Genomic DNA, 24,783 nt, shown 5'->3' on the forward strand with positions numbered 1-24,783 from the left:
GTCGCCCGCTGATGCGGCTTTCCGTTTTCACCGTATCGCTTGCGTTTCTGGCCGTACACCTCGCCATCGCCGCATGGGTACCCCTCTTCGACGATGAGGCCTACTACGCGCTGTGGGCCCGCGATCTGGCGCTCGGCTATTACGATCACCCGCCGATGATCGCCTACATGATCCGCATGGGCGCCAGCCTCTTCGGTGAAACCGCGCTCGGCATCCGCCTGTTCCCGGTGATCGGTTTCGTCGCCTCGGGGTACCTCGTGGGCGATATGGCGCGGCGCATGTCCGGTGGCGCCGTGGGTCTGGCAGTGCTGGCGACGACGCTCTACAACCTCGGCCTGCTCGTCTTCGCCCTGGGCAGTTTCGCAACCCCCGACGCGCCCTCGACCCTGTTCTGGGTCGCCGCACTCTGGGCCGCGATGCGCGCGGTCAACACCCCCCCGGACACACGTTCCGCGATGCCGTGGTGGGCCTGCACGGGCCTGCTGATCGGGTTCGGCGGCCTGTCGAAGTTCACCAATGCCTTCCTGGCGTTCGGATTGCTGGCCTACCTGATCGCCACGCCGAAGGGCCGCGCGTACCTGCCCACGCGTCTGCCCTGGATGGCCGTGGCGGCGGCGGTTCTTCCACTTCTGCCCTATCTTGTCTGGAACCTGCAGCACGATTGGCTCGGCCTGGAACGCCAGGGCGCGCGCCTCGTCGCCTCCGGCTTCTCGATCCGAACTCTCGGCGAGTACGCCGCGCTCCTGCTCCTGGCGCCGACACCACTGGCCGCCTGGTTCGCCTTCCGTGCGCTCAAGGCCGCGCCAGAAGGCAGCGCGCTGCTTGTCTGGAGCTCCGTTCCGCTCCTGCTCTACTTCGCCTATCACGCGACCCATGCGCCGGTTCAAGCCAACTGGATCGTGCCGCTGCAGGCGGTCTTCGCCATGCTTGCGGCCTTCGGCCTCGCTCGAGCACAGTCGCCGCGGCTCTGGACCAGGGCCACCCTCGCCATCGCAGCGTTGATGAGCGTCGGCTTGGTCGCGACCGCCCTCAACCCGGTCGCCCCGATCGGCACGGCCGACAACCCACCCAACCAGACGCGCGGATGGCCGGCCACCGAGGAAGCCATCGCCGGACTGCTCGTGGAGACGGGCGCCACATGGATCGCCACGACCGACTACGCGCGCACCGGATCGCTGGCGCTGCGTTTTCCGCAAGTGCCCGTCTGGTCCGTGGCGCAGCTACAGCGCTACGGCTTCCGTGGCGCCTTCCCGACCGAGTTGTGCACCGCCCCCGGTCTCCTGATCGAGCGGGCAAGGCGGACGGAAACGACCTCCGAGACGGCCCCGAGCCTCTTCGAAACGGTCGGAGTCACCCGTGCAGCCATTCGAGCGCAGGCCGGAGTCACACTGATGCGATATCACCTGACGCCGGTATCCGGGGTCAAATCGCCCGATCTGTGCCCGAACTGACGCGCATACACCGCAGGATTCGGACCCTCGCCGCCGCAAGGTGCCGTTCCGATGCGAAGCTCGGCTCTACGGGGCTGGAGGCCTCCGAACGAACCGACGTAGAGCGGAGCTTGCTCCGCTGCTCTCGGCTCCGCAGCCCGCACCACAGCCGAGCAAGCTCGGCTCTACGGGGCTGGAGGCCTCCGAACGAACCGACGTAGAGCGGAGCTTGCTCCGCTGCTCTCGGCTCCGCAGCCCGCGCAGCCGAGCAAGCTCGGCTCTACGGGGCTGGAGGCCTCCGACCAACCGACGTAGAGCGGAGCTTGCTCCGCTGCTCTCGGCTCCGGAGAGCGTCGCTTCAGCGCGCGTAGCGCGCCCGCGGTTCGTGCACCTTGGTGCCGGCCGGCGCGATGTGTTGGCGCAGCCAGGCGGCGAAGTCGGCTTCGGGCAGGCTGCCTTCGGCGAGCGCGATATAGACGGGATACAGCTCGAGGTCGTCGGCCTGGAGCGTGGCGCCGTTGAGCACGATGAAGACTTCGCAGGCCACGGCGGCGGTGCGCTTGTTGCCGTCGATGAACGGATGGTTGCGGGCCAAGCCGAAGGCGAGGCTGGCGGCAAGCTCGGCCAGGTCCGGCGGCGGGTCGCCGTAGGCATGCAGCTGCTGCGGGCGGGCAAGGGCGGAGTCCAGCAGGCTTTCGTCGCGCACGCCGGGGTTGCCGCCGTGCTCGGCCAGCTGGCGGTCGTGGATGGCCAGCGCGAGCGGCTTTTCGATCCAGATGATCATGGCCGCTACTGCGCCAGCTTGTGCAGCAGGGTGCGGCGCTTGCGCATGACGTCCTCGGCCACGTCCATCTGCGCGGCGAGCGCGGGATCGTACGTGGTGAGCTTGATGCCGTCGGGGGTTTCGAGCGCGAACAGCTCGTCGCCCTTGGCCAGGCGCAGGCGGGCGAGCAGCTCCTTGGGCAGGATGACGCCGGCCGAATTGCCGATGGTGGTGATCTTGAGTTTCATGGGTGCGGCTCCGTGGTTTGTTATAACTGTTGTATATACGCCAGCTCGCGTGGACGTGCAAGTCGGCCCTGGCCGCACGCACGGCGGTGCGTCTCACCACATGAGACCACCGGCCGTGATCCTGCCGCCGATGAGCCCACCGCCCCCATGAGCCGACGATCCGGAAGCGCCGACCTGCCGCTGCACGGCGGCCGCGTGCCGCATTGGCTGGGCGAGCGGATGACGCGGCTGGGCGCGGTGATGTGCCAGGCGATCGTGCACGAGTACGGCCGCGACGAGCTGTTGCGGCGGCTGGCGCATCCGTTCTGGTTCCAGTCGTTCGGCGCGGTGATGGGCATGGACTGGCATTCGTCCGGCATCACCACCAGCGTGATCGGCGCGCTCAAGCGCGGGCTGACGCCGCTGTCGGGTGAGCTGGGCATCCACGTGTGCGGCGGCCGCGGCCGGCATTCGCGGGCCACGCCGGGCGAGCTGGTCGCGATCGGCGAGCGCATCGGCTTCGACGGCACCGCGTTGGCGGCGGCCAGCCGGCTGGTGGCGAAGGTCGACAGTGCGGCGCTGCAGGACGGGTTCGACCTGTACCTGCACGGCTTCATCGTCAGCGACGAGGGCCGCTGGGTGGTGGTGCAGCAGGGCATGAACGGCGAGGCGAAGCAGGCGCGCCGCTATCACTGGCTGTCGGAGGGGCTGACCAGCTTCGTCGATGCGCCGCACGCGGCGATCGAGGGGTCGGGGCGCGGGCACATCGTCAACCTGGCGGATCGGCGCGCCGAGGCGGCACGGCGGGCGCAGGTGGACATGCTCGGGACGCTGGGCCCGGATGGGGTGGCGCGGGAGTGGGGCCGGTTGGAGGAGGCGAAGCCCGCCCGCATCCGCCCCCGGACCGGGCCGGGGGCAGGCGCTTCGGGCACCTCCCCCGGCAAACCGGAGCAGGCATCCATGCAGCTGGGGCTGCTGCCGCATCTCAGCCTGCCCGACCGGCACGACGTGCGCGGCAGCGACGTGGTGGCGCGGCGCCTGCGCGGCAACCTGGCGGCGGCGGCCGAGTGCGGGCCGCGCGATTTCACCGAGCTGCTGCAGGTGCCGGGCGTGGGCGCGCGCACCGTGCGTGCGCTGGCGCTGGTGGCCGAGGTGCTGCACGGCACGCCGTGCCGCTTCACCGACCCGGCGCGCTTCTCGCTGGCGCACGGCGGCAAGGACCGGCATCCGTTTCCGGTGCCCACGCGCGTGTACGACCGCACCATCGACGTGCTGAAGCGCGCAGTGCAGAGCGCGAAGCTCGGCCGCGAGGAACGGCTGCAGGCGATCAGGCGCCTGGATGCGCAGGCGCGGCGGCTCGAACGCCATGCCGACGGGCCTTCGGTCGAGCAGTTAATCGCCGAGGAACGCCGGCAATCGCATGCCTACGGCGGCCGCAGCGTGTTTGGCTGGGAGCCGGCGCCGCGGGGCGCGGCAGTAGAGGGCGATGACCGGGCTGCGGGAGAGGTTTCAGCAGCGACGGCGGTTGGTCGGAGCTGAAATCCCTCCCGCCGCCGCTCAGTGCAGGGCGTGGGGCGTCTGCTGGGATCCCATAGACGCCGACCCCGGGATCATCAGACCGACAGGGCGAGGCTTGGCCCGCCCGGCGCCGCGGACGCAGTAGAGGGCCCGTTCCTCGCGGACGCCGGCTCCCGGTTGCGGCGCCTGGCCGACCCGTTGGGCGTCGATCTGCGAGACGATCCCACGCACGGCGCTGGCGCCGTCCCGGATCGCCTGGCCCAGTTGCAGCAACGTGCCGTTGGCCAGTTCGGCGTCCTCGGCGGCCATGACCATGTCGCCATGCGCGGACAGCATGTCGATCAACCGGCCGAGCGCATCGATCTGTTCCAGACGGATCGCGAAGCGGGCGCCTCCGGTCGTGGGTGACGTGGATGCTTCGTCGAGGTCGGCATCCACGCCCGCACCGGCACCCTTGCGCCGTTCCATCCGTTCCGACGGCCACGCCATCTCGTCCAGCACCAGCCCGGCCTGTTCCGCCAGCAACTCCAGGCAGACCGCCAGCTCGCCCGTGCCGATGTCCGGTCCCAACCCGGGCTCCTCGTCATGCGTCCGCGGCTGTGCCAGCCGCGACAGGAACATCATGTGCTCCCGCAGCTTCTTGAGCCGGAACTGGCCGTCCTCCGGCAGGAAATAGCCCGCGGTCTCCATCTTGTCCAACGGATGCTCAGACATCGTCGCCTCCTCATTCCATGAAGTGCCCGTCCACCGGAGCGGCGGACGGGAAGCCGGGAGGTTAGAAACCGCTAAGAGTCGGCGGGCGTATTCCCCCGAAGGGTGTTGTATTAGCCGCCCTCCCGACGCAGGCATCGCGTCGGTCGTGCCCGCAGCTGCGCGGGCGCAAAAAACCCACCGGTTTGACGGAGGTGGGGACCGCTCTTAGAGGAGTTTCTACGCTCCTTGGGATCGAGTCTGCTACTTGTGTTGGCGGGGTGTCAAGCAGTCAGAAAAGACGCGCTCACCGACCGGCCGATCATCAACGTCTTTCCCGCCCTCCTTCATCTTCGGCGTGGCTGGAGATGTAGTTCCAAACGCCAAACCTGGCTGGGTGTGCACCGCGGCGAACGACTGAGGATACCGGTCATCTCGAACTCGGCATGTCGGCTTTCGGCCAGAAGCGGAAGTTCGACTCTACGGCAAGACCAAACTTCGGATCGAGGTCAAACGGCTCTCAGGCAATGGCCAACAGGTCAAGGTCTCGCCTAATGAGTACGCGGCGTTCCATTTGTACGAGGGGAGACTGAGAGAGCTTGAGCGAGAACCAAGCGATGAACCTGCAAGAGCCCTTGCGCCAACTTGCTCAAAACCGGCTCGACCACGAAGCCGAACTCAATGCCCTGGCTGGCAAGCTCGAGTCGATTAAGGTGATTCTTTGGGTGCTGGCCAGAACCCAGCAGCAGCCAACAACGCTCCGAATCGAATGGCTCGGTACTCAGGAGCGCGCGCTCACAGTGCTAAGCAGCTGAGACGATGCTAAGAGCCGAGAGGCTGCCGCACGGATGCTCGGCCAATTTGACGAAGTCGTTCGGAACCTTGGCCTGCGGAGCGTGAATTGACGGGGTGGCCATCGCCGCCCGCAGCGGCGTCGCAGGCCATGATTCTTGCCGTCTGCATTGTCGCAGCCCTAGTCTCACACCGTAGACGGTCCGCGCCATCCGTGGCTGCCGACTGGTCCGGAAATATTTCACATGTTGCGAATCCGGATGCGCGGGGGCGGTTGATGCATATGGCTTGTTTTTTGGTCCGTGAGACTGCCAAACTGGCGAGCAGTGGCGGCGCTGGCCGCCGCAACCCCGCTCTGAAATTAGGGCGACGGATCCGCCCACCCTTTCAGGCGGGCTTCGTTTTGCCTCGGGACGCAGCTAATGGACTGTCGCAATCCGCTTGGTGCCAACGCTACGCCGAGACGACCCTGTTGCGACCGCAGGACGTAGTTGTGCCTGCCAGCACCCCACCCCTTCAGACAATATCGCGCGAGGCCGGCGACAAAACCCAGGGGTTTCGTTTCCAGAAGCTGCGCGCCGCGGTAAGACTTCTGGGCCGTATGCCGAGCAGTTCTTCTAGCCAGATCTTTTGCGCGCTCGAGTTCATTGAGGACAGCGCGCTCTTCGATGCTGATGGAACGATCGCGCTGGAAGAAAACAAGAGCTATACATCTGCACTGAGCTTCAATTCCGCTGCCATCAAGAACACTGTCGTCGCGTTCCTAGATGCAGACGCTGCTTTCGCATATAGCAAGGAACTAAGGTTCGGCGTCTATGCCTCTGCCACTGTTGCAGGCGAGCGGATCCCGCCAGCGAGACTGCCTTCTCCTGGGGGCTCTCCACGCAGCGGTACGTTCAGCATCTTGAAGAACTTGGTTGCCGGTGTCCGTCTTACAGACACTGAAGTTGCCGTCGCGAAGACACTTATCGAGGCCGAATACCGCTCGCAATATGCATCAGACGACCGCTCGCCCGGCCATGAGCCGCCCTTCGCAGCGTGGACGATAGGGACGTTTAGGCATTTCCTCGAGAAGATAGATTGGGAAGTTGGCGACCATCAAGCAGCGGCCGTGGAGGCTGAAGCACTGGATCTAATCCGTAAGTCGCCGTTCTTCGATCACCGACACGAAGGCCTCGAGGAGTTTTTGCTCTGCGCTTTGCTCGACCTGCTCGAAAAGCGTTCCCACGAGCAGAGTCCGATTCAACGCATCGTAGGCACAGCCGACGTAAAGAACATTTTCCTGCAGATACTTGCCGGCCGCCGCGAGGACCTGCTCGACCCGGCACATAAGGAATGGAACCACGAGGATCCGAAGGATCGACGCAACCTCTCGGAGAAAGTGCAGGCAGTATCCCCGGCCTATTCGGGTGACCGCCTTAGCCGCTTAGCCCGCAAAATTGCACTCGCTCGCCACGAGCGTGACGCGTTTGGTAGGGAATACATTTCGCTCATGCTTCGTGTTCTGCACGCCTGCCAGGATGAACTGATCAACCTCGAGGGAAAGCTCTCTCATTCAATGAGCGAGAGTGAGGTCGACGCTTGCCTCGAGTCGCTGGTTACCGCCTCAGTTGGCCGCATGAGCAAACTCTCGGCAACCTGGACCTACCGCGTCGCGAATGAAGAGGCAATTCGTGGGGCGGTCTTGTCACTCTTTGACGAATGCTACCTGGCCTTCGATGAATCCGTCGCCTGAACCAACTCCGCTTCGCCGCCTCAATCACCTTGTGGGTGAGGATTTCTACTTCATCAGCTATTGCATGCTTGTGTCCCTGCAGGTTTGCTGCGCAAAGGGCGCGGCGTTTCGCGATCATAGGAAGTTGGGGCACATCGTGCACTTTGTTTCTGATTCTCGGTTGCTGAGCATTCTCGACAGAAGTCGTGACGCACCCGTCGCGAGCCCCGTCGACAGGGAGCTTCTGTTCGGCACGTACACCAAAGCTGAGCTGCTCAAGAGGGAAGTTTATAAGCTGCTCATTTCCTTAGACCGCCGCGGGCTGGTTTATGCCGAGCCGTCTTCAACGGCCGTGGGTGCGATCGACGTGACACTTACTCCAGAGTTTCTCGCTTCAGAGCTAGCCTCGACTCCAGTGTTCGAGACTGAGCGCCAGAATGCCGCACAGCTCCGCGCGCTCGTCCCTCGCCTTAGCGTGCTCACGCTCGAAACATTCCTAAACCGCGTATACGTTGCAAGAGGGGTTAGGGCATGGGCTCTCTAGCCATCAGGCGTGTTCAATATTCCGGCGCTAAGTACTCATTTTCGTCGCCTGAGTTTGGCCCCGGCCTGTCGATAGTCGAAGGCCCGAACGGCAGCGGGAAGTCGACTTTCTTCAATCTGATTTACTTTGGCCTCGGCGGTCGTGTGCCAGAGTTCGAAACGTCTTCGAACGAAGTGCACAAAGAGATCGTTGGAGATACTAACAATTTCGTGCATCTCGCTATTGCCGTTAATGGCAGGCGCTACGGACTCACCAGGCGCATCGGCGAGAATTGGATATCCGTCAGCCCGCTTAGTGATGCCGAGCATGCAGTCACGGAGACTCTGCCAATCTTTCGGCGGGAAGCCGACCAGAAGACATTTTCCGATTGGCTTCTCGAAGGCTTGGAGATTCCGGTCGTCGAGATCACCCAAGGCACTCGCACGTTCAAGCTGAACTTCACTGACCTCGCCAGGCTGATCTTCCACAACCAGAGTCCGGACCCCCACGGTGTCTTCAAACCGGCCGAGGTGACGTCAAACTTTGTATCCGACTCACTCGAGGTTCGGCGGGCTATTTTCCAGATTTTGGTTGGAAAGACTCTCCTTTCGCTCTACGTGGCCTACTCCAAACTCAAGAGAGCGGAGAGAGACCGAGAAGCCGCAAGGCTAGTGTTGGCTGAGTACACCGAGATCGTCACTCAAGTTTCCCGAGCCAATGGCATTACGGAGGTCATCAACGGAACTCACCTCAGAGCGCGGATTGCTGAGCTCGCTGAGCAGGCTCAGAAGCTGCTGGCTGAGCGTGCTGCTGTGCTCGGTTCGGGCGTTCGTAGCACTGACATCGTTGTCGGCGTGGAGATTGCCAAAAAGGACTACGAGCTAGCCCTTCAACGACAAGCCGAGCTGCAAAATCGCCTTCAGGAACTGTTCAATGAGAAAGCCCGTCTAGACGAGGTTAGATTCGTGCTACGCGAGGAGATAGATAGGATTGAGAAGATCCTCTACACGCACGAGCAGTTGAAGCTTTTTTCGGCCGACACCTGTCCTTACTGCCTCAGCACTGTAGAGCGAGCCGCGGATCGCTGCGTCTGTGGTTCTCACGTGGACGAGTCGCAGTACCAGCGATTTTTCTATTCGGCTAGTGAGTACGTCGAGATTCTCTCCTCGAAGGCGAAGTCGCTCCAGACTCTCGACGCAGCCGGCTTGGATATTCGGAATGAGACGGCTTCGGTTGCTGAGTCGCTTGGACAGGCGACAGAAGAATCACGGCGATTGCGCGACGCCTTGAGTGCCATTGCGGACGAAGCTAGTGACCAGTGGTCTCCGGATGAGCGAATGTCGCAGATAGAGGAAACCCTCTTCTCGGTTCGGGACCAAATTGGCAGTCTTGAGCAAGCACTTCGGCTCGAGGAAAAGCTGGCCGGCTACCAGCGCAGGCTGACCACCACAACCGCGGCTGTGGATGATGCTAGGCGGGAGGTTTCACTGCTCGATGCCGCAGCCAGGCAGGAGCTGTCGGGGCGGATTTCGGAGTTCGACGAGGTCTATTCCGAAATGATGCAGACAGTCCTGGAGAACTGCCGGACTGCTTTCTTGGACACCAACTCATACCTGCCGGTCGTGAACAACAAGGAGTACCGCGAAGCAAGTGCAGACGTGCCGAAGCGCTTCCTTTACTACCTCACCCTCTTGATGCTTTCAGTGCGAGAAGCCATTCCGTTTCCCCGGCTCTTGCTTGTAGACACTCCTGAAACAGCGGGAATCGACCAGGAAAATTTGATCAAGAACCTTCGCCAGATCTCGAAGATTCCAGATGACGCCGATTTCCAAATTCTCCTCTCGACCGGCGTCGGAAAGTTTCCGCCCGAATTCGCGGATAGGGTGAGGATTCGACTGTCCAAGGAGTCCAAGCTTTTGCAGGTACGCGAAGCTAGCGAGGGGTAAGCATAACTTGTGCGCGGCTCGAGCTTGTCTTGCCGTGAGAGGAGGCAGTTCCGATGGATGCAGGATCTTGCGGGACGTGGGTGGCAGCAATTGCCGCGATCGCAGTATCCTTAGAAGGCACTGTTGGCAGGTAAAACGCCCGAAAACCCGCCACACTTTGGTTGCACCTCAGATTCTGCCTGAGGTTGGTGGCCTCAAGGCGGCACCCGAGTTCGCGATCAGTGATGGCTAAGACTTTCTGGCCTCGCCCGAAGTGTCGATGATTGATCGTCGAGGCGCGGTCTCAGGCTTTCTCGACATCGTTTCAACCACCGGTCTCAAGATTTGAAGGGCTTGCCAACCGGGTCGAGAATGCATGCTTCGCTCTAGCAACTGATAGCGCGAGTGGCCAACACTGATCAGCTTCGACGCGTGGTAGAGAGCTGCCAAGCGCTTCGCACAGAGATTCAATCACTGCGAAACGCACAGATCGACGGATTCCTATGGCTTCTCGTTGTTTCTGGCGTACTTTTGCGTGGCGTACCGCACTGCTCATCTGGAGCAGCACTGCTCACGCATCGGCAATCGGCCGCTATGATTTCGGCACTTGCCGTGGCCGCTACGCGCCCGGCTTGACTCGGCGTTCTAGTGGCCGCTTTGGGTCGAAATCGGTCACTGCCCTGCCTCCACTGCAGAAAATACTCCGCTCTTGCTCACCTTCCGCCTCAGCTCGAACCGCTCCAGCGCGACTGCCGGATCTAGTGCGTCGATGTTCTTGAAATCTATCTCGCCCCAGGCCTCCCTTGTCGCTGTCACGCTCAACAGATACTCGTCCCGGACGACGCCGGTTGCTCGATCCTGGCGCTGTGAGTAGCCAGAGGCCACCACGGTCTTGGCCGCAGGACAGACATGGAAGGCCTCGCCGATCAGGCGGAAGATCACGGCATGCACATGGGCGGCGTACAGGCGCCGCTTGGCGGCGTCGCTGAAGGGCTTGATGCGGACCTCGCGGGTGCGTGAGCGCAGCTCGGGCGTGCCTGCCGGCAAGTCCTCGATCTCGGGCAGATCGACGTCAAGCAGGATACGGCGCCCGTCCTCCTCCACACACAGGTCGACCGAGGTGTCTTGCGGCCATGCGAGTGTCGCGAGATGCCATTCGAGGAAGGCTTCCAGGCCCTCGTCGCCCCCTTCATCCCGGGCGGCGAAGCGAAGTGCCGCTTCGGCGTTGGCCCGCGCGTGTGCGTCTCGCTGGGCTATCCATGCATCCATCTGCTCGGAATGCATCTGTCGAGCGGCTTCGTTCTCCCGATCTATACGGGCGCGGTACCACGGAATCCATTTCCATAGCCAGTGATACGGGAGGGGAGTCGGCAATGGCGGCTCCGGCTCTGCGAAAGGCGCCGGGCGGTGGGCTAGCGGTGGCTTCGGAGCCGGTGTGGCGTGATGCAGGGTTGCCAATGCGGCAATCCCCTCACGCACGCTGGCGCAGCGAGCCTCGACCTGATCGATCAGCGAGGCTCGCAGATGCTTCCAGGCAACGGCCTCCATTTCGGGAGAAATGCGGTTGCCAGCGCCGTCCTCCATCGCAATCGGGCCGCCTTGGAGCGGAACCTTAAGGCAAGGGCGGCAGCTGAGGAATTCCTCCAGAAGTGCAGCCTCGATTGCCCGCTGGCTGGGCACGCGGCGGTCTCCTCGCGCCGAGGGACCCGAGCCGCTGAGCTTGAAACGCTCGTGCAGACCCGTGCCCGGCAGGCCGGCATTGCCCCAGACGCCTCCCTTGCCGAAAGTTACCGACGCACCGCGCGGCCCAGCCGATAGGCTCAGGCCGCTGCCCGACACGTTTAGGCGAAGCCCGGGGGCGATGGTGACGCGGCGGCGAAACCTCATGCCTTGCCCTCCCTGTCCTCACCGCGCGCACGCGCTCTCGCGAAGGCCTCCGAGAACGCGGCCGCCAGAATGCCTGTGGGCATCGCAATCAGGCCGATTCCCGCAAACGCAGTGAGCGCCGCAAAAAAGCGCCCCAGCGGTGTCACCGGCACCAGGTCGCCGTAGCCGACCGTCGTCAGCGTCGCCACGCTCCACCAGGCCGCACGCGGGATGCTACCGAAGGCCTCGGGCTGGTGGTCGCCCTCCACCACGTATAGCGCCGCGGATGACACCAGAATGATCAGCCCGGCCAACATCACCGTGAACGCGAGTTCGAAGCGTCGGCTAATGCAGGACTCGGTCACCAGGCGTATCGCACTGGAATAGCGCGCCAGCTTGGTCAGTGCCACCAGGCGCAATAGGCGCAACAGGCGCAGCACCATCGTTTCTGCACCCGAGATGCCGGCGAGGAAGGGAAGCACGGCCAGCAGATCGATCACGGCCATCGGCTGGCGCATGTAGCGCAGGCGCCCGGCAACGCCGCTGAATCCCGGCTGCGAACCGACGCTCCACACTCGCGCCATGTACTCCACCAGGAAGATCGCACCGAATCCCAGCTCGAGCCAGGCGAGGTGCCTCCCAACGGCCTCGCGCACGACAGGCTCGGAGGACAGCACGGCCAAGGTGACGCTGGCGATAATCAACAGCACTAAAACGCGCTGGAAGGTGTTGAGGCCCTCCGGTCGAGGATGATTCATGCATGCGTAGACGCGCGCCTTGATCATTCCGTGTACTTACCCGCCCGGCGGGGGTCGACATCGAAGGCAGCGAGGAAGTCGCAGATATAGCGATGCGCCGTTCGAAAAGCGGCATCGGCATCGGAGATCGCCCTGCCCAAGCGAATTTTTTCGTGTTTCATGGCCAGCCCCCCTGCCGGTCGCCCTACTCTGCTCGCATGCCGAGCTGGTCGCAAGCGCTCCAGGACTGGCTGGGGGAGTACCAAAGTCGGACAGCGCCGTACAAGCACCGAGATGGGCCGGCGATCAACATCCACTCCAACTTGTCCGACTCGGCCGGTCAGCGATGCGTTGATCACGGCAACGACGCTGGCGCACGGATTAATGTTGAAGTTGAGCGCGGCGATGATGGCGTCGCGCGCGCTGTTCTGCTGGAACAAGAAGCCGGGGTTGTCGCCTTTCCCTGCCTCCTACCGGGCGCACCATTCGTGAGACAGCCGTCACTGCCGGCCAGAAGCGGTCACTCAGGGGCCTCGTATCGGACGGTGAAACGTGTCTCGTGCTCCGGAAATAAATCGCATAGAAAGAACTTGCGACGATAGTCGTCGAAAAATTCCCGATTCTTTTCCGCTAATAACTGAGCGAACACCTCCGGTTGGACGGGTGGTCCAACGTAGTCGGCTGGAGGATTGGCCGCCATTCTTCTGCCACGCTCCAGACGCGCCTTCGGCGTTTCCTGTGTTGCCTGATAGTGGTCCCATACATGCTGGAATAGCCACTGCGCTGCGCGATAGACGAACGTATCAGGCGTGGCAAGACGCATCGCATCCACTGCCACCCGCGCGGATCGCGTACGCATGAGCGTCTCGTAGAGCGCAAGGTACGCACGCATCAAATCCTCCGGTGCGACCGCGCGGGTCGGCCCGATGAGGCCGTGAAGTGGCGCGCGATCGAGCAGTCCGAGCGCGTAAGTAAGTGCGCTGCCGTCGCACGCAGAAACAACCACGAGCAGGTTCATTCCCGTCGCAATGTTGAGTGATGTCAGCGGTCCTTTCAGGTCGGCCCAGGTGGCGAATGATCCGTCCGCAAATGCCAAGCCGTCATCGTTCCCGTGGCACTCGATATGGAGCACGGGAACATCGCCCGTAGTCGATGCCGCCGCGGTCAGCTCGGGCAGCAACACCAAGAACTCCCTACGGCTCTCCACACGCCGATACAGGACTTCGGGCGCAGGGGCGAAAACCTGAGCACGCAGTCCCACGTCCTGATGTAGCTCGCGAGCTGTGTTTCGCTCACCGGCGGGGATGGAGTCGACAATCAGAATCTGGTTAAAGCGCAAGTTCACGTCCTCTGGACTAAACGTGTCCGCTTCGGGTCGAATGCGGACCTCCCCGCCCTGCATCGGCCCCTCACTCCACCACCACCACCATCACCGACTTGGGCGGGAGCTCGAGCACCAGCCCGCCATCCTGCACTTCCACCGCGTAGTCGCTGGGTCGTACCACCTCCGGCTGCCCGAAGCCGTTGTGCGCATCCATCGCCCCGGCGGTCAGCACGCGGCCGCGGGCGCGGGTGGCTTCGGCGCCCTGCACGCGCACGCGCACCTGGCGGGCGTTGTTCGGGTCCGGGTTGACCAAGGCGAGCTGGAGGTTGCCGTTGGTGTCGCGCGCGGCGCTGGCGCTGAGGCCGGAGATGGCCTGGCCGCCGTGGCGGTACTCGGGCGCGTTGCTCATGTGCTCCGGCAGCGCGGTAGCGCCCTGGAGCGGGCGGTACAGGTGGAAGGCGTGGTAGGTAGGAGTGAGCAGCATCTTTTCCTTGTCGGTGAGGATCATCGCCTGCAGCACGTTGACCTTGATCCACTACGCCGAACGCCGCCCTGCTGGCCCGAGCTTCGCTAGGAATCCGGTCTATTTCCCGCTTGCCTAGGCCAGAAGCAAGCCACGCTTGTCCGAAAGATCCACGACCGCCTCCAGGCCCGACCGGAAATCCAGTCCATCGGCCTCGATACCATCGCTGAAAAGCACGCCCCCTTCCGGCATGAGCGAACGGATCCGGAGGGGCGAGCGCTTGCCGCATTGCCCGAACACCAGGGTCGCCTGGCTCGAGCGGCTCGGGTAGGGCTCGCGCACGGTAAACACCAGTTGCTCCGATGCCCAGTCCAATCCCTGTTCGCGCAAGGCGCTCGCGGTCGATGAACTGCTGCCGGCAATGGCGGCAGCGCCCGTCAGCACGCTTCGCAGCCACCCCGTAGAGCCCAGCCCGGTGGAGATGATGACTCCGCTGGAGGATTGCCGTTCCACCAGATCGCCGAGCGCGATTTCATAGCGCGCCGACACGTGGCTGCGCGCGCCCACGAAGAAGTCGTTCACGGCCAGCAGTTCCTGTCCATCGCTGAGCCGTGCGCGGCCCATGGTCACTTCACGAACGGGACGGCGTTCCTGCAGGACTTCTTGGATCACCTTCGGCACGTCCGGGACGACGAATGGAAGCAGCACGCCTTCCCAGCGCGCGGGATCCGGATTGATCGCCATCACCCGATGCCCATCGAGATACTTCAGGGTGTTCGCCACCAGCCCGTCCTGCCCCAGCACCACCACCAGGCATCCCGGGGGAAACAGGAAGTTCGGCAGGAAGCCGCGGTCCAGCCGCTGCACGCGGCCATGCCGCTTCAAGGTTTCCTCCACCTGGGCGATCGCGGCCTGGTAGATCCGGTCCTCTTCCAGGAAGTCGCTGAAGTCCATTCCCAGGTGCTCGGCCTGGAACCGGGCCTGCTCGACCGTGTTGTAGCGCGCGATCAGTTCCTGCAGGCGGGTCCGGCGGACCACCAGGACGATCTTCCGATCCGTCGGGTCCATGTGCTCACCCCTTCTGCCTGGCGATCTGCCGAAGCAAGTCGGGCGAGAAGTTGAACTCGCCGATCTTGGCCGCGTTGTCGGCGATGTTCTGGAAGCCGACCGCCATCAACGCCTCGGGGCTGGCTTGCCCCATCATCAAGGCCTGCAGCGAACGGGCATCGAGCCCCTTCATCGCCTCTACCATGGCCTGCAGGCCATAGGCGCGCACGTCGGCTTCCAGCTTCTGGTTGCTGGACTGCAGCTGCACCAGCTCGGCGTTCTGCTGTTCGAGCGCCACCTTGCTGGTCATTTCCTGGGCCTGGATCTGCTGACGCTTCTCCAGGATCACGCGTTCGGATTCGACCTGGGTTTCCTTGACCTGGCGCTTCTTCTGCTCGACTGCCAGCTCGCTGCGCAGCTCGTTCTCCTTGACGGTGCGCTCCTGCTCGATCGCTGCGTTGCGGCGCGCGTAGGTGGCATCGTCGGCCTGCTTGAGGATCTCCTCGCGCATCGGCGCTTCCAGGGCCCGGGCGGTTTCCGGGTTGGGCTTGACGGCCAGCAGGCCGAGATCGCCGACCACGATGCCCAGCGACGCCAGGCTGGGCGCGTTGCCGACCGCGTTGCGGGCGGCGACGGACAAGCGCTCGGTGGCCTGCAGCACGTCGCGCAGGTCCAGGTCCTGCAACAGCGTACGGAACTGCGCCTTGACGACATTCAGCACCCGGCTGGGCAGGCGCTCCGGGTCCTCGGAAGCGTAGCTGCCATTGGGCAGCAGGCTGAAGTTCTGCATCTCCGCCAGTTGCTTGGGGTGTTGGATGCGGAAGCTGACCTGCCCCTGCAGCGTGACCTGCTGGAAGTCGCGGGTGACCTCTTCGAACATGAAGGGGACGTCGGCCGCATTGAGCGGCACGCTGACCAGGGTGGAGCGTGGGGCGTAGTACCAGAACGACAGGCCGGAACCTTCGCGCACGATCGCGCCGTTGCGGTACTGGATCAGGTACTGACTGGGTGAGGATTTCACGTAGCGAAAGCCGAACATCGTGGTGCTCCTGGGTGCCGCGCCTCGAGGCGCGGGTGCAAGGGGTCGCGCGGCCCGGATCGTCCGGGCCGCGGTACATGGAGAAATTCCGAATCAGAATCGAGCGGCGTGGGCGCGTTCGCGGATCTGGGCGAAGGTCCAGTCGTTGACGATACGGCCGTCTTCCCAGATCGTGACCATGGCATCGTCGAAGCCGTCGGGCCGATCGGCTGCGGCCGGCGCGTCGGTGTCTTCCGCCACCGGCACGGTGCGGAAGTTGCCGTACTCGCGGTGCCTGAGCAGGGTCATCCGGCCGCGTTTGCTCTGCTTGCCCTTGTCGGTCACCGGGTCCTTGTAGACGTCGATCCACTTGCCGTCGACGCGCGCGGCCGAACACTTGAGCGCGAACTTCTGGGTGTCCCGATCCAGACGCTGCAGCAGGGCACCGCCCATGCCGAAGGCCACGTTGTCGGTGGCGTATCCGGCGCTGGTGATGCGCTCGAGAATGGCGCGGATGCTGGTTGGATTGACCCCGTCGCCCTGGATCACGCGCACATGGTTCAGCACCTTGAAGCCCTTGCCGTTGACGGTATGGCCGAAGGCCTCGTCCAGCAGTTCCAGGCACTGATGCACCACGGCCACCGGATCGCCGGAGTCCGGGCGCACCACGACCGTGGCGCCGGAATCGATGACTTCCTGCTTGAGAGTCTTGCCCCAGTGTTCGCGAATGGCGTGATAGATGTCGTAGCTGTCGGACACCACGGCTAGGATCGAGCCGGGCTTGGCGAACTGCCTGAGCATGTTGCGGTAGGCCTCGACCTCGTGCTCGCGGCCCCAGCTGGTGATGGTGCTGTGCTCGGCGGCGGGGATCGAGAAGCCGGCCATGGGTTCGTGGTAGTAGGCCCTGGCCAGGCTCAGCCCGGAGACGGTATCGGTGCCCAGGAAGTTGACCAGGTGCGCCGCGCCGCCAATGGCGGCCGACTCCACGCTGGACACGCCGCGTGAGCCGAAATCGTGCAGCTTGAACGGCAGCTGGCCTTCGGGGTCGTCGCTGGTGCGCTCCAGGAAGTCCCGAATGGTCTGCTTGACGTGCCAGCTGACGGTGGCCACGGTGACCGGGTACCAGATGCGCAGCAGCATGGTCTCCAGGTACGACGGCACCCAGTAGGCCTGCGGGTCGGTCGACTCGATGGTCATCAACGCGTGATGCGTGGGCACCACGCTGCCTTCCGGCACGGCACGGATGCGGATCGGCAGCAGGCCGCCGTGCTGTTCGACGATGTAGCGCCAGCCGGCTTCGTTGAAAGGCTCGCCGTGCGCGGCGAACAGGTCGCGGGCCTCGTCCACGTCGGCGTGGGTGATCGGCTTGGCCAGGTATTCCTTGAGGATCGCCTGCAGGCCGAAGAACACGGTGCGATCGTAGATGCCCCCGCGCGATTCCACGTAGAAGAACGTGGCGTCGGTATTGGGCGGGTACTGCAGCCAGTGGCTGGCCTTGTAGCTGTCGGTATTGAGTAGCAGGTTGTCGAGGCATTTCATGACGGAAGCTCCTTCGCGTCGAGGGGAACCGGCGGTCTATCCGCCGGCGGGAAGGACCCGGATCAACCCCGGCCCAGGAAGAATTCCAGGATGTGCAGGTGGTCCTCGAAGAGTTTGGGGCCCATGTCGAGCGCCTCGCTGACCGGCACCCAGCGCGCCTTTTCGGCATCGTCGCCGCCGCGAACGTCCGGCAGTTCACCCGCCGGAAAATCGAAGTGGAACGCGTGGGTGATGGTGCGGCCGCGCAGGCTGCGTTCCGGGTGGTCGAACACGTGCAGGCTCTTGAGCGAACCCTTGAGCACCGGGACCGGGATCTTGAGCCGGGTTTCCTCGCGCAACTCGCGCAGGCAGGCGTCGGCGATGCTCTCGCCCTGGCCGACGAATCCACCGGGCAGTGCCCATAGTCCCTTCCCAGGCTCGGCACGGCGGCGGACCAGCAGCACATGGCCCGAATGCACCACCACCGCATCGCTGGTGACGAAGGTGGGCGGATAGGGCGCCTCCTTCCATGCCGCCTTGTACTGATCGATGAACTGGTGTTCGGCCACCAGCTGCGCGTAGGCCGGCGAGTTCTTGCGGAAGGCTTCGAGCATGTCGTACACCGGCGCCGGCACATTGCCGCGCAGCATCAGCAGGGCGCCGTGGAAGTCGATCTTGCCGGCCTCGAAGAAGTAGCGGCGCAGTTCCGTGGCCGAGAGCGTCTCGGTGTGCTGCACGTCCACCAGCGGCCACTGCGGGAACTCTTTCAGGTAGTAGCTGGACGCGTCCTTGTCCATGCCGACCAGGCCGACGCTGGCCTCCGGCTTGCCGTGGTCGCTCTGGATGGCCTCGGCGACGGCGCGCTGCACGCCGGCGATCCACTGGCTCTCGTTGTAGAGATGATCGCGCAGGGGGCGAATGATCAGCCGCCCCTCGTCCGCATCGCCCAGGGCGGCCTGGATCATCACCGCGCGCTCGGCGACGGTCCAGGGATTGCGGATGGTGCGGGGGGTGTCGGCGGAACCGACCAGAAAGATCAGCTTCTTGGCCCGGCCCAGTGCGTGGCGGGCAACGGCGGCGTGGCCGTTATGGAAGGGCTCGAACCGCCCTATGAAGACGAGGTAGTCGAAGTCCATGAGAATCCCTCACGGTTGATTGCCTTGGGTCTATCCCTTGGCTCGAGGAGAATGCTACGCCATTGCGGTACGCAGTCAAGCGATACCGGCGTCGGGGACGATCGCGCTGTCGGCCGAGCCCTACCGCAGCGGAAGCATCACGGTCATGACGTGGATGGGCGATTGCATGAAACCGTGTTTCAGATAGAACGCCTTGGCTGCTTCATCGATGGCGTGGCACAGCAGTGCCCGGGCTCCGACCTGTTCGCAGGCCTGCAGCGCCCTTTGCACGGCGTCCTTGAGCAAGCCCTGCCCCACCCCTTGGCCCAGCCAGTCCACGTGTACGGCCAAACGCCCCAGTACGATGACCCGAATCGGATCGGGCATGTTGCGGCGGATGCGCCCGGGTGCAGCTTCATGGGACAGGGCGCCGGCCGCCAGCGCGTAGTAGCCCACCACGCGCTGTTGCCCGTCGCAGACGACAAAGCACCTCGACGCGCCCGACACTTGATTCTGGCGGGCGCGCTCCAGCCATCACTTCGTCAGGTCCAGCGCGCTGGACTGGAAGCCCTCCAGCCGGTGCCCGTCGGCGAGTGGGCAGGGGGCTGAGCCGCAAGACTCAGCGCTCCCAGGGCGCAGGCGCGCTCAACAGGCGGTGAATCGCCTTGTTGTTCTCCAGGGGCGCATCAAGCAGCGCGTTGAAGCGCCGCAGGCCCTGCCGGCTCAGGGCGAACCGGGCCTGGTCGGCCAGTACCTCGCGCGCCTTCTCGCACACGGCGTCCAGGATGAACTCCGCCCGGCTCATGCCGCTGACTTCCGCGGCATGGTCGATCAACGCCTGCTTGGTGGCGGGCACCTGGAAACTGATGACCTTGCTGGCGGTGTCGCCCATGGCGCGTGCTCCTGTTCTGCTGCGCTTGCCCACCTACAACTCCCCTGGCAGGCCGTCCGTACGCAGGCACTCCATGTGCACACTGTGCATACATTTCGCGAGGGGCTCAATCGTAGGCTTCTACGGCATTCAGCAGCCAGGAATCGTGACCCAGGCCGGCGAATCCTGCGGTGCGTGAGATCAGTCCACCGCCACCACCATCACCGACTTCGGCGGGAGTTCGAGCACCAGCGTGCCATCCCGTACGTCCACGGCGTAGTCGCTGGGCCGTACCGCCTCCGGCTGCCCAAACGTGTTGTGCGCATCCATCGCCTCCGCGGTCAGCACGCGCCCGCGGGCGCGGGTGGCTTCGCCGCCTTGCACGCTCACGCGCACCTGGCGGGCAGCGTTCGGGTCCGGGTTGACCAGGGCGAGCTGGAGGTTGCCGCTGGTGTCGCGCGCGGCGGACACGCTGAGGCCGGGGATGGCCTGGCCGTCGTGGCGGTACTCGGGCGCGTTGCTCAGGCGCACCGGCAGCGTGGTGGCGCCCTGGAACGGGCGGTACAGGTGGAAGGCGTGGTAGGTGGGGGTGAGCAGCATCTTTTCCTTGTCGGTGAGGATCATCGCCTGCAGCACGTTGACCATCTGCGCGATCACCGCCATGTGCACGCGGTCGGCGTGCTCGTGGAAGATGTTGAAGTTGAGCGCGGCGACGATGGCGTCGCGCAGGCTGTTCTGCTGGAACAGGAAGCCGGGGTCGTCGCCCTCCTCCGGGTCGTACCAGGTGCCCCATTCGTCGACGTAAAAACCGTAGTCGCCGTCCGGGTCGTTGCGCGCCAGCACCGCCTTGTTGGCGGCGATGTAGTCCTCGATCTGCAGGGTCTGGCGCAGGGTGGCGAACCATGCGGCCTCGTCGAAGCCGAGCGCCGGGCCCTTGGTCTCCCATTCGCCGGTGGGGCGGGTGTAATAGTGGTGGCCGATGCCGTCCAGGCGCAGGCTCCAGTTGGGCTCCACGCCGCTGGTGATGGCCTCGGTCCATTCGGTCATCTCGCCGTGGCCGCCGCTGGCGATCATCCGCGGCTGGTTGTCCTCCGGCGCCTTCACGAAGCTGGCGTAGCGGTTGTACAGGTCGACGTAGTACGCCGGGCGCATGTTGCCGCCGCAGCCCCAGGCCTCGTTGCCGATGGCGAAGTAGTGCAGCCGCCAGGGCTCGGCGCGGCCGTTGCGGCGGCGCAGTTCGGCCAGGGTGGAGCCGCCATCGGCGGTGATGTACTCCACCCACTCGGCCATCTCGCGCGGGCTGCCGGTGCCGAGGTTGCCGTTGACGTAGGCATCGGCGCCCAGCAGTTCGGCCAGGTCGAGGAACTCGTGCGTGCCGAAGGCGTTGTCCTCGATCACCCCGCCCCAGTTGGTGTTGACGCGCTTCGGGCGCTCGTCGCGCGGGCCGATGCCGTCGCGCCAGTGGTACTGGTCGGCGAAGCAGCCGCCGGGCCAGCGCAGCAGCGGCACCTGCAGCTCCTTCAGCGCGGCCAGCACGTCGTTGCGGTAGCCGCGGGTGTTGGGGATGTCGGAATCCTCGCCCACCCAGATGCCTTCGTAGATGCCGCGCCCCAGGTGCTCGACGAACTGGCCGTAGACGTTCTTGTGGATGGTGGCGCCGGGGGTGTCGGCCTCGATCACCAGCTCGATCTCGGCGGCCTGCGCCGGCAAGGCCAGCACGGCCAGCGAGAGCAGCGCGGTGGCCAGCCAGCGGCGGGGCGAGGTGGGTGCGTGGGTCATGGCGCGCTCCGGCAGGGATCGGGGGTGATGTCGTTTGGCGATTCGAAGGCGGCGGCCGGGCGCGATGCATGCCGCTGCAGCCTTGCGGCCCGGCGCCCGCCCGTCACGGCTGCAGGGTTTCGTCGAAGAAGTCGGCCGCCATGTCGGCGATCTCCTCCAGCTCGGCGGCGCGCACCTCGGCCGGGGTGGCGCCGGTGTAGTGGCCGCGCTCGCCCGGCACCTCGAGGTAGCGGGCGCCGGCGATGCCTTCGGCGAAATGGCGGGCGTTCGGCGCCGCGGGCGTGACCGGGTCGGCATCGCCCACCACGATGCGCACCGGCACCTCGACGTCGCGCAGGCCTTCGGTGGGGAAGCCGAACCCCATCGCCGGCGCCAGCGCGAACACGCTGCGCACCCGCGGGTCGCGATGCGAGATTTCGGCTCGCTGCTGCGCGTCGCGCGCGGCGCCGTTGCTCTGCGGCAGCCGGATCAGGGCTTCGATCGCGCCCTTGCGATCGGCCGGCATCGGCGGGGCGTTGCGCACCAGATGCGCGAGGTCGAAGCGCGCGCCCGCCAGCCACAGCACGGTGGTGCCGCCGAGCGAGAAGCCGGCCGCGCCGATGCGCGCGCGGTCGATGGCCGGGGCGATGGCCGGGTCCCGCAGCAGCGCGTCGAGCACGGTGCTGAGGTCGCGGGCGCGCTCCCAGGCGAAATGGTCGGACGGCGTGGGCCGGCTGTGCAGCTCCTCTTCGGGGCTGCCGTTGTGCTCGACCGCGGCGACGATGAAGCCGCGGCCGGCCAGCACGTGGCCGAGCCAGGCCATGTGGTCCGCGCGGCTGCCGGCGCCGTGCGACAGCAGGATCAGCGGGCGGCTTGCGCCGCCGGCGAGTGGCGCATCCCTGAGGAGCGCCTTGTCGCGGCCGTAGACCTCCTGCGTTTCGGGCGTGCCGCCCGCGCTGGCGGGATACCACAGGATCGTCCGCAGCGGTCGCGGCCCGGTCTGCGGCCAGTTGCTGCGCTCAGGGTCGGCGAACTCGCGCTTCGCCACGCCGATGGCGGCGGTGGCGGTGGCGGGCGCGGGTGCGACGGTCGCAGGCGCCGCCGCGCTCCGCGTCTCCGGCACCGGCGTGGTCGCGCAGGCGGCGGACAGCAGCAGGGCCGCGACGGCCAGCGCGGGCGCGAGGGTAACGGGGCGGATCCGGGACATTGTTCTGGGGTTCATGGCGGGGATGAGGGTGCGGGAAGGTGGCGGTGCGTGCGCATGGCGACGTCCGCGGTGCAGGCCGGGGCGCGCGCCCGCGACCCGCACGCGCGATTGGCTGGCCGGGTGGTTGCGGCGGCGACTCTCATGTCCCCCGCCGCGCAAGCACTTCGCGCCCCAGCCGCAGGGCCTCGACGATGGCGTCGGCGTCGTACACGCAGCCGGCCCAGGTGCCGCCGCTGGCGTCCTGCAGCGCGGCCCACAGCCGGGTGTCGGCGGGCAGGCGCGGGTGCGCGGCGATGGCGGGGTGCAGCTCGCGATCGGCGAGCAGCGCCGCGGCGGCTTCGGGGTCGAGCGGCGCGTCGGCGTCGCCGCCGATGAAATCCACCCGCCCTTCCAGCCGCCCGCGGTCGATCACGATGCGCACCAGGTCGCCGTCGCGCAGTTTGCCCAGCGGGCCGCCGGCCAGCGCTTCCGGGCCGACGTGGCCGATGCAGGCGCCGGTGGACACGCCGGAGAAGCGCGCGTCGGTCAGCACCGCCACCTGCTTGCCCCAGGGCAGGTGGCGCAGCGCCGAGGTGAGCTGGTAGGTCTCCTCCATGCCGGTGCCGGCGGGGCCGCAGCCGGCCAGCACCACCACGTCGCCGGGGCGCACCGCGTGCTCGCCCTTCGCCTTGATGGCGCGGATCGCGTCGCGCTCGGTGGCGAACACGCGCGCGGGGCCGGTGTGGCGGTAGACGTTGTCGGCGTCGACCACCGCCGGGTCGATCGCGGTGGCCTTGATCACCGAGCCCTGCGGGGCGAGGTTGCCGCGCGGGAACACCAGCGCGCTGCTGAAGCCGGCGGCGCGCGCGGCGGCCGGGGCGAGGATCACGTGGTCCGGCTCGACGCCGTCGAGTGCGCGCAGCCGTTCGCGCGCGGCGGCGCGGCGCTCGCTGCGCTCCCACCAGTCGAGGTTGTCGCCGAGCGGTTGGCCGGTGACGGTGAGGGCATCGAGATGCAGCAGGCCGGCGTCGCGCAGGTGCAGCATGGTCTCGGGCACGCCGCCGGCCATGAACACCTGCACGGTGGGGTGCTGGCGCGGGCCGTTGGGCAGCGCGTCGACCAGGCGCACGGTGGCGCGCCCGGCGCGGATCCAGTCCTCCACCGTCGGCGGCGTCAGCCCGGCGGCGTGGGCGATGGCGGGCACGTGCAGCAGCAGGTTGGTGGAGCCGCCGAACGCGGCGTGCACGACCAGCGCGTTGTGCACCGCTTCGGGGGTGAGGATCGCCGACAGCGGGGTGCCGCGCTCGGCCAGCGCCATCAGCGCCAGCGCGGAGCGCCGCGCCATGTCGGTCCACACCGGCTCGCCGGACGGCGCCAGCGCGCTGTGCGGCAGCGCCATGCCCAGCGCTTCGGCGACCACCTGCGAGGTCGCCGCGGTGCCGAGAAACTGGCAGCCGCCGCCGGGCGAGCCGCAGGCGCGGCAGCCCATCGCCGCGGCGTGTTCCAGGTCGACCAGGCCGTGGGCGAAGCGCGCGCCGAGGGTCTGCACGGTGCCGGCGTCCTCGGCACCGCGCGCCGGCAGGGTCACGCCGCCGGGCACGATCACGCCGGGCAGGTCGGCGCAGCCGGCCAGCGCCAGCATCGCCGCGGGCAGGCCCTTGTCGCAGGTGGCGATGCCGAGCACGCCGCGGCGGGTGGGCAGCGAGCGGATCAGCCGGCGCATGGCGATGGCGGCATCGTTGCGGTAGGGCAGGCTGTCGAACATGCCGGTGGTGCCCTGGGTGCGGCCGTCGCAGGGGTCGCTGCACATCACCGAGAACGGCAGTGCGCCGTTGGCGGCGAAGGTTTCCGCGGCGGCGCGGACCATGCGGTCGATCTCCCAGTGGCCGGTGTGCAGGCCGAGCGCCAGCGGGGTGCCGTCCGCGCCGCGCAGGCCGCCCTGGGTGCTGACGATCAGGTACGGGTCGCGCATCACGTCGCTGGCGCGCCAGCCCATGCCGGCGTTCTGGGTCAGGCCGAACAGGTGGCCGCTGGGTTCCTCGCGCAGCATGCGCGCGTCGATCGGCAGCTGGCCGGCGGGGCCTTCGCCGGAGGTGCGGGTGTCGGCGATCGGCGATGCGTCGCCGAGGATCGCGGTGAGGCTGGGGGTGGGGGTGGTCATGGGGGGCTTATGTCACCGGGTCCGACGCGCGCGCTGCGCGCCCCCCCACCCCGGCCCTCCCCCGCGAAGCGGGGGAGGGAGAAAAGCGGGGCGGCGTGGGGCGGAGGGACGGCGCGTCGCGCGCTGCGCGCCCCCAC

General features: G+C 66.1%; 23 protein-coding genes. 6 read left to right on the plus strand and 17 right to left on the minus strand.

All coding sequences use genetic code 11. The features are described from left to right. The first annotated feature begins 11 nt into the window (after window positions 1–11). Complete coding sequence (locus tag H0E84_RS03770; RefSeq protein ID WP_180677290.1) at window positions 12–1,451, plus strand: ArnT family glycosyltransferase; 1,440 nt, start codon at window positions 12–14, stop codon at window positions 1,449–1,451. Window positions 1,452–1,788: 337 nt separating this feature from the next. Here the strand turns inward: H0E84_RS03770 and H0E84_RS03775 are convergent, their stop codons facing one another. Together H0E84_RS03775 and H0E84_RS03780 are read right to left on the minus strand one after the other, a co-directional pair. Beyond that, window positions 1,789–2,214, minus strand: coding sequence for a type II toxin-antitoxin system death-on-curing family toxin (locus tag H0E84_RS03775; protein WP_180677291.1), 426 nt, complete (start codon window positions 2,212–2,214; stop codon window positions 1,789–1,791). A gap of 5 nt (window positions 2,215–2,219) precedes the next feature. After that, the gene (locus tag H0E84_RS03780) at window positions 2,220–2,441 is read right to left on the minus strand and encodes an AbrB/MazE/SpoVT family DNA-binding domain-containing protein (RefSeq protein WP_180677292.1); all 222 of its coding nucleotides are present in this window, start codon (window positions 2,439–2,441) and stop codon (window positions 2,220–2,222) included. A gap of 147 nt (window positions 2,442–2,588) precedes the next feature. On the opposite strand from H0E84_RS03780, the gene H0E84_RS03785 reads away from it, so the two are divergent. After that, on the plus strand, window positions 2,589–3,959 hold the full coding sequence (locus H0E84_RS03785) for a DUF763 domain-containing protein (protein ID WP_180677293.1): 1,371 nt from the start codon (window positions 2,589–2,591) through the stop codon (window positions 3,957–3,959). An 18-nt stretch (window positions 3,960–3,977) separates the two neighbouring features. Here the strand turns inward: H0E84_RS03785 and H0E84_RS03790 are convergent, their stop codons facing one another. Then, window positions 3,978–4,652 carry an XAC0095 family protein gene (locus H0E84_RS03790; RefSeq protein WP_180677294.1) on the minus strand — a complete coding sequence of 225 codons (675 nt, stop codon included), beginning with the start codon at window positions 4,650–4,652 and terminating at the stop codon, window positions 3,978–3,980. Window positions 4,653–5,245: 593 nt separating this feature from the next. On the opposite strand from H0E84_RS03790, the gene H0E84_RS03795 reads away from it, so the two are divergent. The 4 genes from H0E84_RS03795 (at window position 5,246) to H0E84_RS03810 (ending at window position 9,603) form a co-directional block, all read left to right on the plus strand. Then, window positions 5,246–5,443, plus strand: coding sequence for a hypothetical protein (locus H0E84_RS03795; RefSeq protein ID WP_219339578.1), 198 nt, complete (start codon window positions 5,246–5,248; stop codon window positions 5,441–5,443). 470 nt (window positions 5,444–5,913) lie between these two features. Next, complete coding sequence (locus H0E84_RS03800) at window positions 5,914–7,155, plus strand: hypothetical protein (protein WP_219339579.1); 1,242 nt, start codon at window positions 5,914–5,916, stop codon at window positions 7,153–7,155. Window positions 7,156–7,315: 160 nt separating this feature from the next. After that, the gene (locus tag H0E84_RS03805; protein WP_180677297.1) at window positions 7,316–7,678 is read left to right on the plus strand and encodes a hypothetical protein; all 363 of its coding nucleotides are present in this window, start codon (window positions 7,316–7,318) and stop codon (window positions 7,676–7,678) included. Then, on the plus strand, window positions 7,666–9,603 hold the full coding sequence (locus tag H0E84_RS03810) for an AAA family ATPase (protein WP_180677298.1): 1,938 nt from the start codon (window positions 7,666–7,668) through the stop codon (window positions 9,601–9,603). The genes H0E84_RS03805 and H0E84_RS03810 overlap by 13 nt, the downstream gene beginning before the upstream one ends. Window positions 9,604–10,254: 651 nt before the next feature. Here the strand turns inward: H0E84_RS03810 and H0E84_RS03815 are convergent. The 14 genes from H0E84_RS03815 to H0E84_RS03880 form a co-directional block, all read right to left on the minus strand. Beyond that, entirely contained in the window at window positions 10,255–11,469 is a 1,215-nt protein-coding gene (locus tag H0E84_RS03815) for a DUF4236 domain-containing protein (protein WP_180677299.1), read from the minus strand. Beyond that, window positions 11,466–12,233: an ion transporter gene (locus H0E84_RS03820; protein WP_180677300.1), complete on the minus strand. Its 768-nt coding sequence runs from the start codon at window positions 12,231–12,233 to the stop codon at window positions 11,466–11,468. The genes H0E84_RS03815 and H0E84_RS03820 overlap by 4 nt, the downstream gene beginning before the upstream one ends. Beyond that, a complete protein-coding gene (locus H0E84_RS03825; protein ID WP_180677301.1) occupies window positions 12,230–12,625 on the minus strand; it encodes a hypothetical protein in 396 nt (131 codons plus the stop codon). The genes H0E84_RS03820 and H0E84_RS03825 overlap by 4 nt, the downstream gene beginning before the upstream one ends. Before the next feature lie 80 nt (window positions 12,626–12,705). Next, window positions 12,706–13,368: a hypothetical protein gene (locus H0E84_RS03830; protein WP_180677302.1), complete on the minus strand. Its 663-nt coding sequence runs from the start codon at window positions 13,366–13,368 to the stop codon at window positions 12,706–12,708. Window positions 13,369–13,594: 226 nt separating this feature from the next. Then, the gene (locus H0E84_RS03835; RefSeq protein WP_180677303.1) at window positions 13,595–14,029 is read right to left on the minus strand and encodes an alpha-L-arabinofuranosidase C-terminal domain-containing protein; all 435 of its coding nucleotides are present in this window, start codon (window positions 14,027–14,029) and stop codon (window positions 13,595–13,597) included. Between the two features lie 78 nt (window positions 14,030–14,107). Further along, window positions 14,108–15,040, minus strand: coding sequence for an NAD(+)/NADH kinase (locus H0E84_RS03840; protein WP_180677304.1), 933 nt, complete (start codon window positions 15,038–15,040; stop codon window positions 14,108–14,110). Window positions 15,041–15,044: 4 nt separating this feature from the next. Then, a complete protein-coding gene (locus tag H0E84_RS03845; RefSeq protein WP_180677305.1) occupies window positions 15,045–16,058 on the minus strand; it encodes an SPFH domain-containing protein in 1,014 nt (337 codons plus the stop codon). A gap of 93 nt (window positions 16,059–16,151) precedes the next feature. Next, window positions 16,152–17,576, minus strand: coding sequence for a nicotinate phosphoribosyltransferase (locus tag H0E84_RS03850; protein ID WP_180677306.1), 1,425 nt, complete (start codon window positions 17,574–17,576; stop codon window positions 16,152–16,154). Window positions 17,577–17,638: 62 nt separating this feature from the next. Further along, window positions 17,639–18,691 carry a bifunctional nicotinamide-nucleotide adenylyltransferase/Nudix hydroxylase gene (locus tag H0E84_RS03855; RefSeq protein WP_219339580.1) on the minus strand — a complete coding sequence of 351 codons (1,053 nt, stop codon included), beginning with the start codon at window positions 18,689–18,691 and terminating at the stop codon, window positions 17,639–17,641. A 120-nt stretch (window positions 18,692–18,811) separates the two neighbouring features. Beyond that, window positions 18,812–19,177 carry a GNAT family N-acetyltransferase gene (locus tag H0E84_RS03860; protein ID WP_345776262.1) on the minus strand — a complete coding sequence of 122 codons (366 nt, stop codon included), beginning with the start codon at window positions 19,175–19,177 and terminating at the stop codon, window positions 18,812–18,814. A gap of 112 nt (window positions 19,178–19,289) precedes the next feature. Then, window positions 19,290–19,562, minus strand: coding sequence for a type II toxin-antitoxin system TacA family antitoxin (locus tag H0E84_RS03865; RefSeq protein WP_180677307.1), 273 nt, complete (start codon window positions 19,560–19,562; stop codon window positions 19,290–19,292). 180 nt (window positions 19,563–19,742) lie between these two features. Continuing rightward, window positions 19,743–21,320: an alpha-N-arabinofuranosidase gene (locus H0E84_RS03870; RefSeq protein ID WP_180677308.1), complete on the minus strand. Its 1,578-nt coding sequence runs from the start codon at window positions 21,318–21,320 to the stop codon at window positions 19,743–19,745. 103 nt (window positions 21,321–21,423) lie between these two features. Further along, window positions 21,424–22,521 (minus strand): alpha/beta hydrolase family protein, encoded by a 1,098-nt coding sequence (locus tag H0E84_RS03875; RefSeq protein ID WP_180677309.1) that lies wholly within the window; start codon window positions 22,519–22,521, stop codon window positions 21,424–21,426. Window positions 22,522–22,645: 124 nt separating this feature from the next. Beyond that, window positions 22,646–24,646 carry a YjhG/YagF family D-xylonate dehydratase gene (locus H0E84_RS03880; protein WP_180677310.1) on the minus strand — a complete coding sequence of 667 codons (2,001 nt, stop codon included), beginning with the start codon at window positions 24,644–24,646 and terminating at the stop codon, window positions 22,646–22,648. Window positions 24,647–24,783: the final 137 nt, after the last annotated feature.

Source organism: Luteimonas salinisoli, from assembly GCF_013425525.1.
Classification (GTDB): Bacteria; Pseudomonadota; Gammaproteobacteria; order Xanthomonadales; family Xanthomonadaceae; genus Luteimonas; species Luteimonas salinisoli.

Bases quoted from the DNA above. Each gene is read 5' to 3' on its own strand.
- H0E84_RS03780 (WP_180677292.1), bottom strand. From the start codon at position 2,441: ATGAAACTCAAGATCACCACCATCGGCAATTCGGCCGGCGTCATCCTG.
- H0E84_RS03815 (WP_180677299.1), bottom strand. From the start codon at position 11,469: ATGAGGTTTCGCCGCCGCGTCACCATCGCCCCCGGGCTTCGCCTAAAC.
- H0E84_RS03880 (WP_180677310.1), bottom strand. From the start codon at position 24,646: ATGACCACCCCCACCCCCAGCCTCACCGCGATCCTCGGCGACGCATCG.
- H0E84_RS03795 (WP_219339578.1), top strand. From the start codon at position 5,246: ATGAACCTGCAAGAGCCCTTGCGCCAACTTGCTCAAAACCGGCTCGAC.
- H0E84_RS03770 (WP_180677290.1), top strand. From the start codon at position 12: ATGCGGCTTTCCGTTTTCACCGTATCGCTTGCGTTTCTGGCCGTACAC.
- H0E84_RS03865 (WP_180677307.1), bottom strand. From the start codon at position 19,562: ATGGGCGACACCGCCAGCAAGGTCATCAGTTTCCAGGTGCCCGCCACC.
- H0E84_RS03785 (WP_180677293.1), top strand. From the start codon at position 2,589: ATGAGCCGACGATCCGGAAGCGCCGACCTGCCGCTGCACGGCGGCCGC.
- H0E84_RS03855 (WP_219339580.1), bottom strand. From the start codon at position 18,691: ATGGACTTCGACTACCTCGTCTTCATAGGGCGGTTCGAGCCCTTCCAT.
- H0E84_RS03820 (WP_180677300.1), bottom strand. From the start codon at position 12,233: ATGATCAAGGCGCGCGTCTACGCATGCATGAATCATCCTCGACCGGAG.
- H0E84_RS03775 (WP_180677291.1), bottom strand. From the start codon at position 2,214: ATGATCATCTGGATCGAAAAGCCGCTCGCGCTGGCCATCCACGACCGC.
- H0E84_RS03840 (WP_180677304.1), bottom strand. From the start codon at position 15,040: ATGGACCCGACGGATCGGAAGATCGTCCTGGTGGTCCGCCGGACCCGC.
- H0E84_RS03810 (WP_180677298.1), top strand. From the start codon at position 7,666: ATGGGCTCTCTAGCCATCAGGCGTGTTCAATATTCCGGCGCTAAGTAC.
- H0E84_RS03850 (WP_180677306.1), bottom strand. From the start codon at position 17,576: ATGAAATGCCTCGACAACCTGCTACTCAATACCGACAGCTACAAGGCC.
- H0E84_RS03870 (WP_180677308.1), bottom strand. From the start codon at position 21,320: ATGACCCACGCACCCACCTCGCCCCGCCGCTGGCTGGCCACCGCGCTG.
- H0E84_RS03875 (WP_180677309.1), bottom strand. From the start codon at position 22,521: ATGAACCCCAGAACAATGTCCCGGATCCGCCCCGTTACCCTCGCGCCC.
- H0E84_RS03790 (WP_180677294.1), bottom strand. From the start codon at position 4,652: ATGTCTGAGCATCCGTTGGACAAGATGGAGACCGCGGGCTATTTCCTG.
- H0E84_RS03845 (WP_180677305.1), bottom strand. From the start codon at position 16,058: ATGTTCGGCTTTCGCTACGTGAAATCCTCACCCAGTCAGTACCTGATC.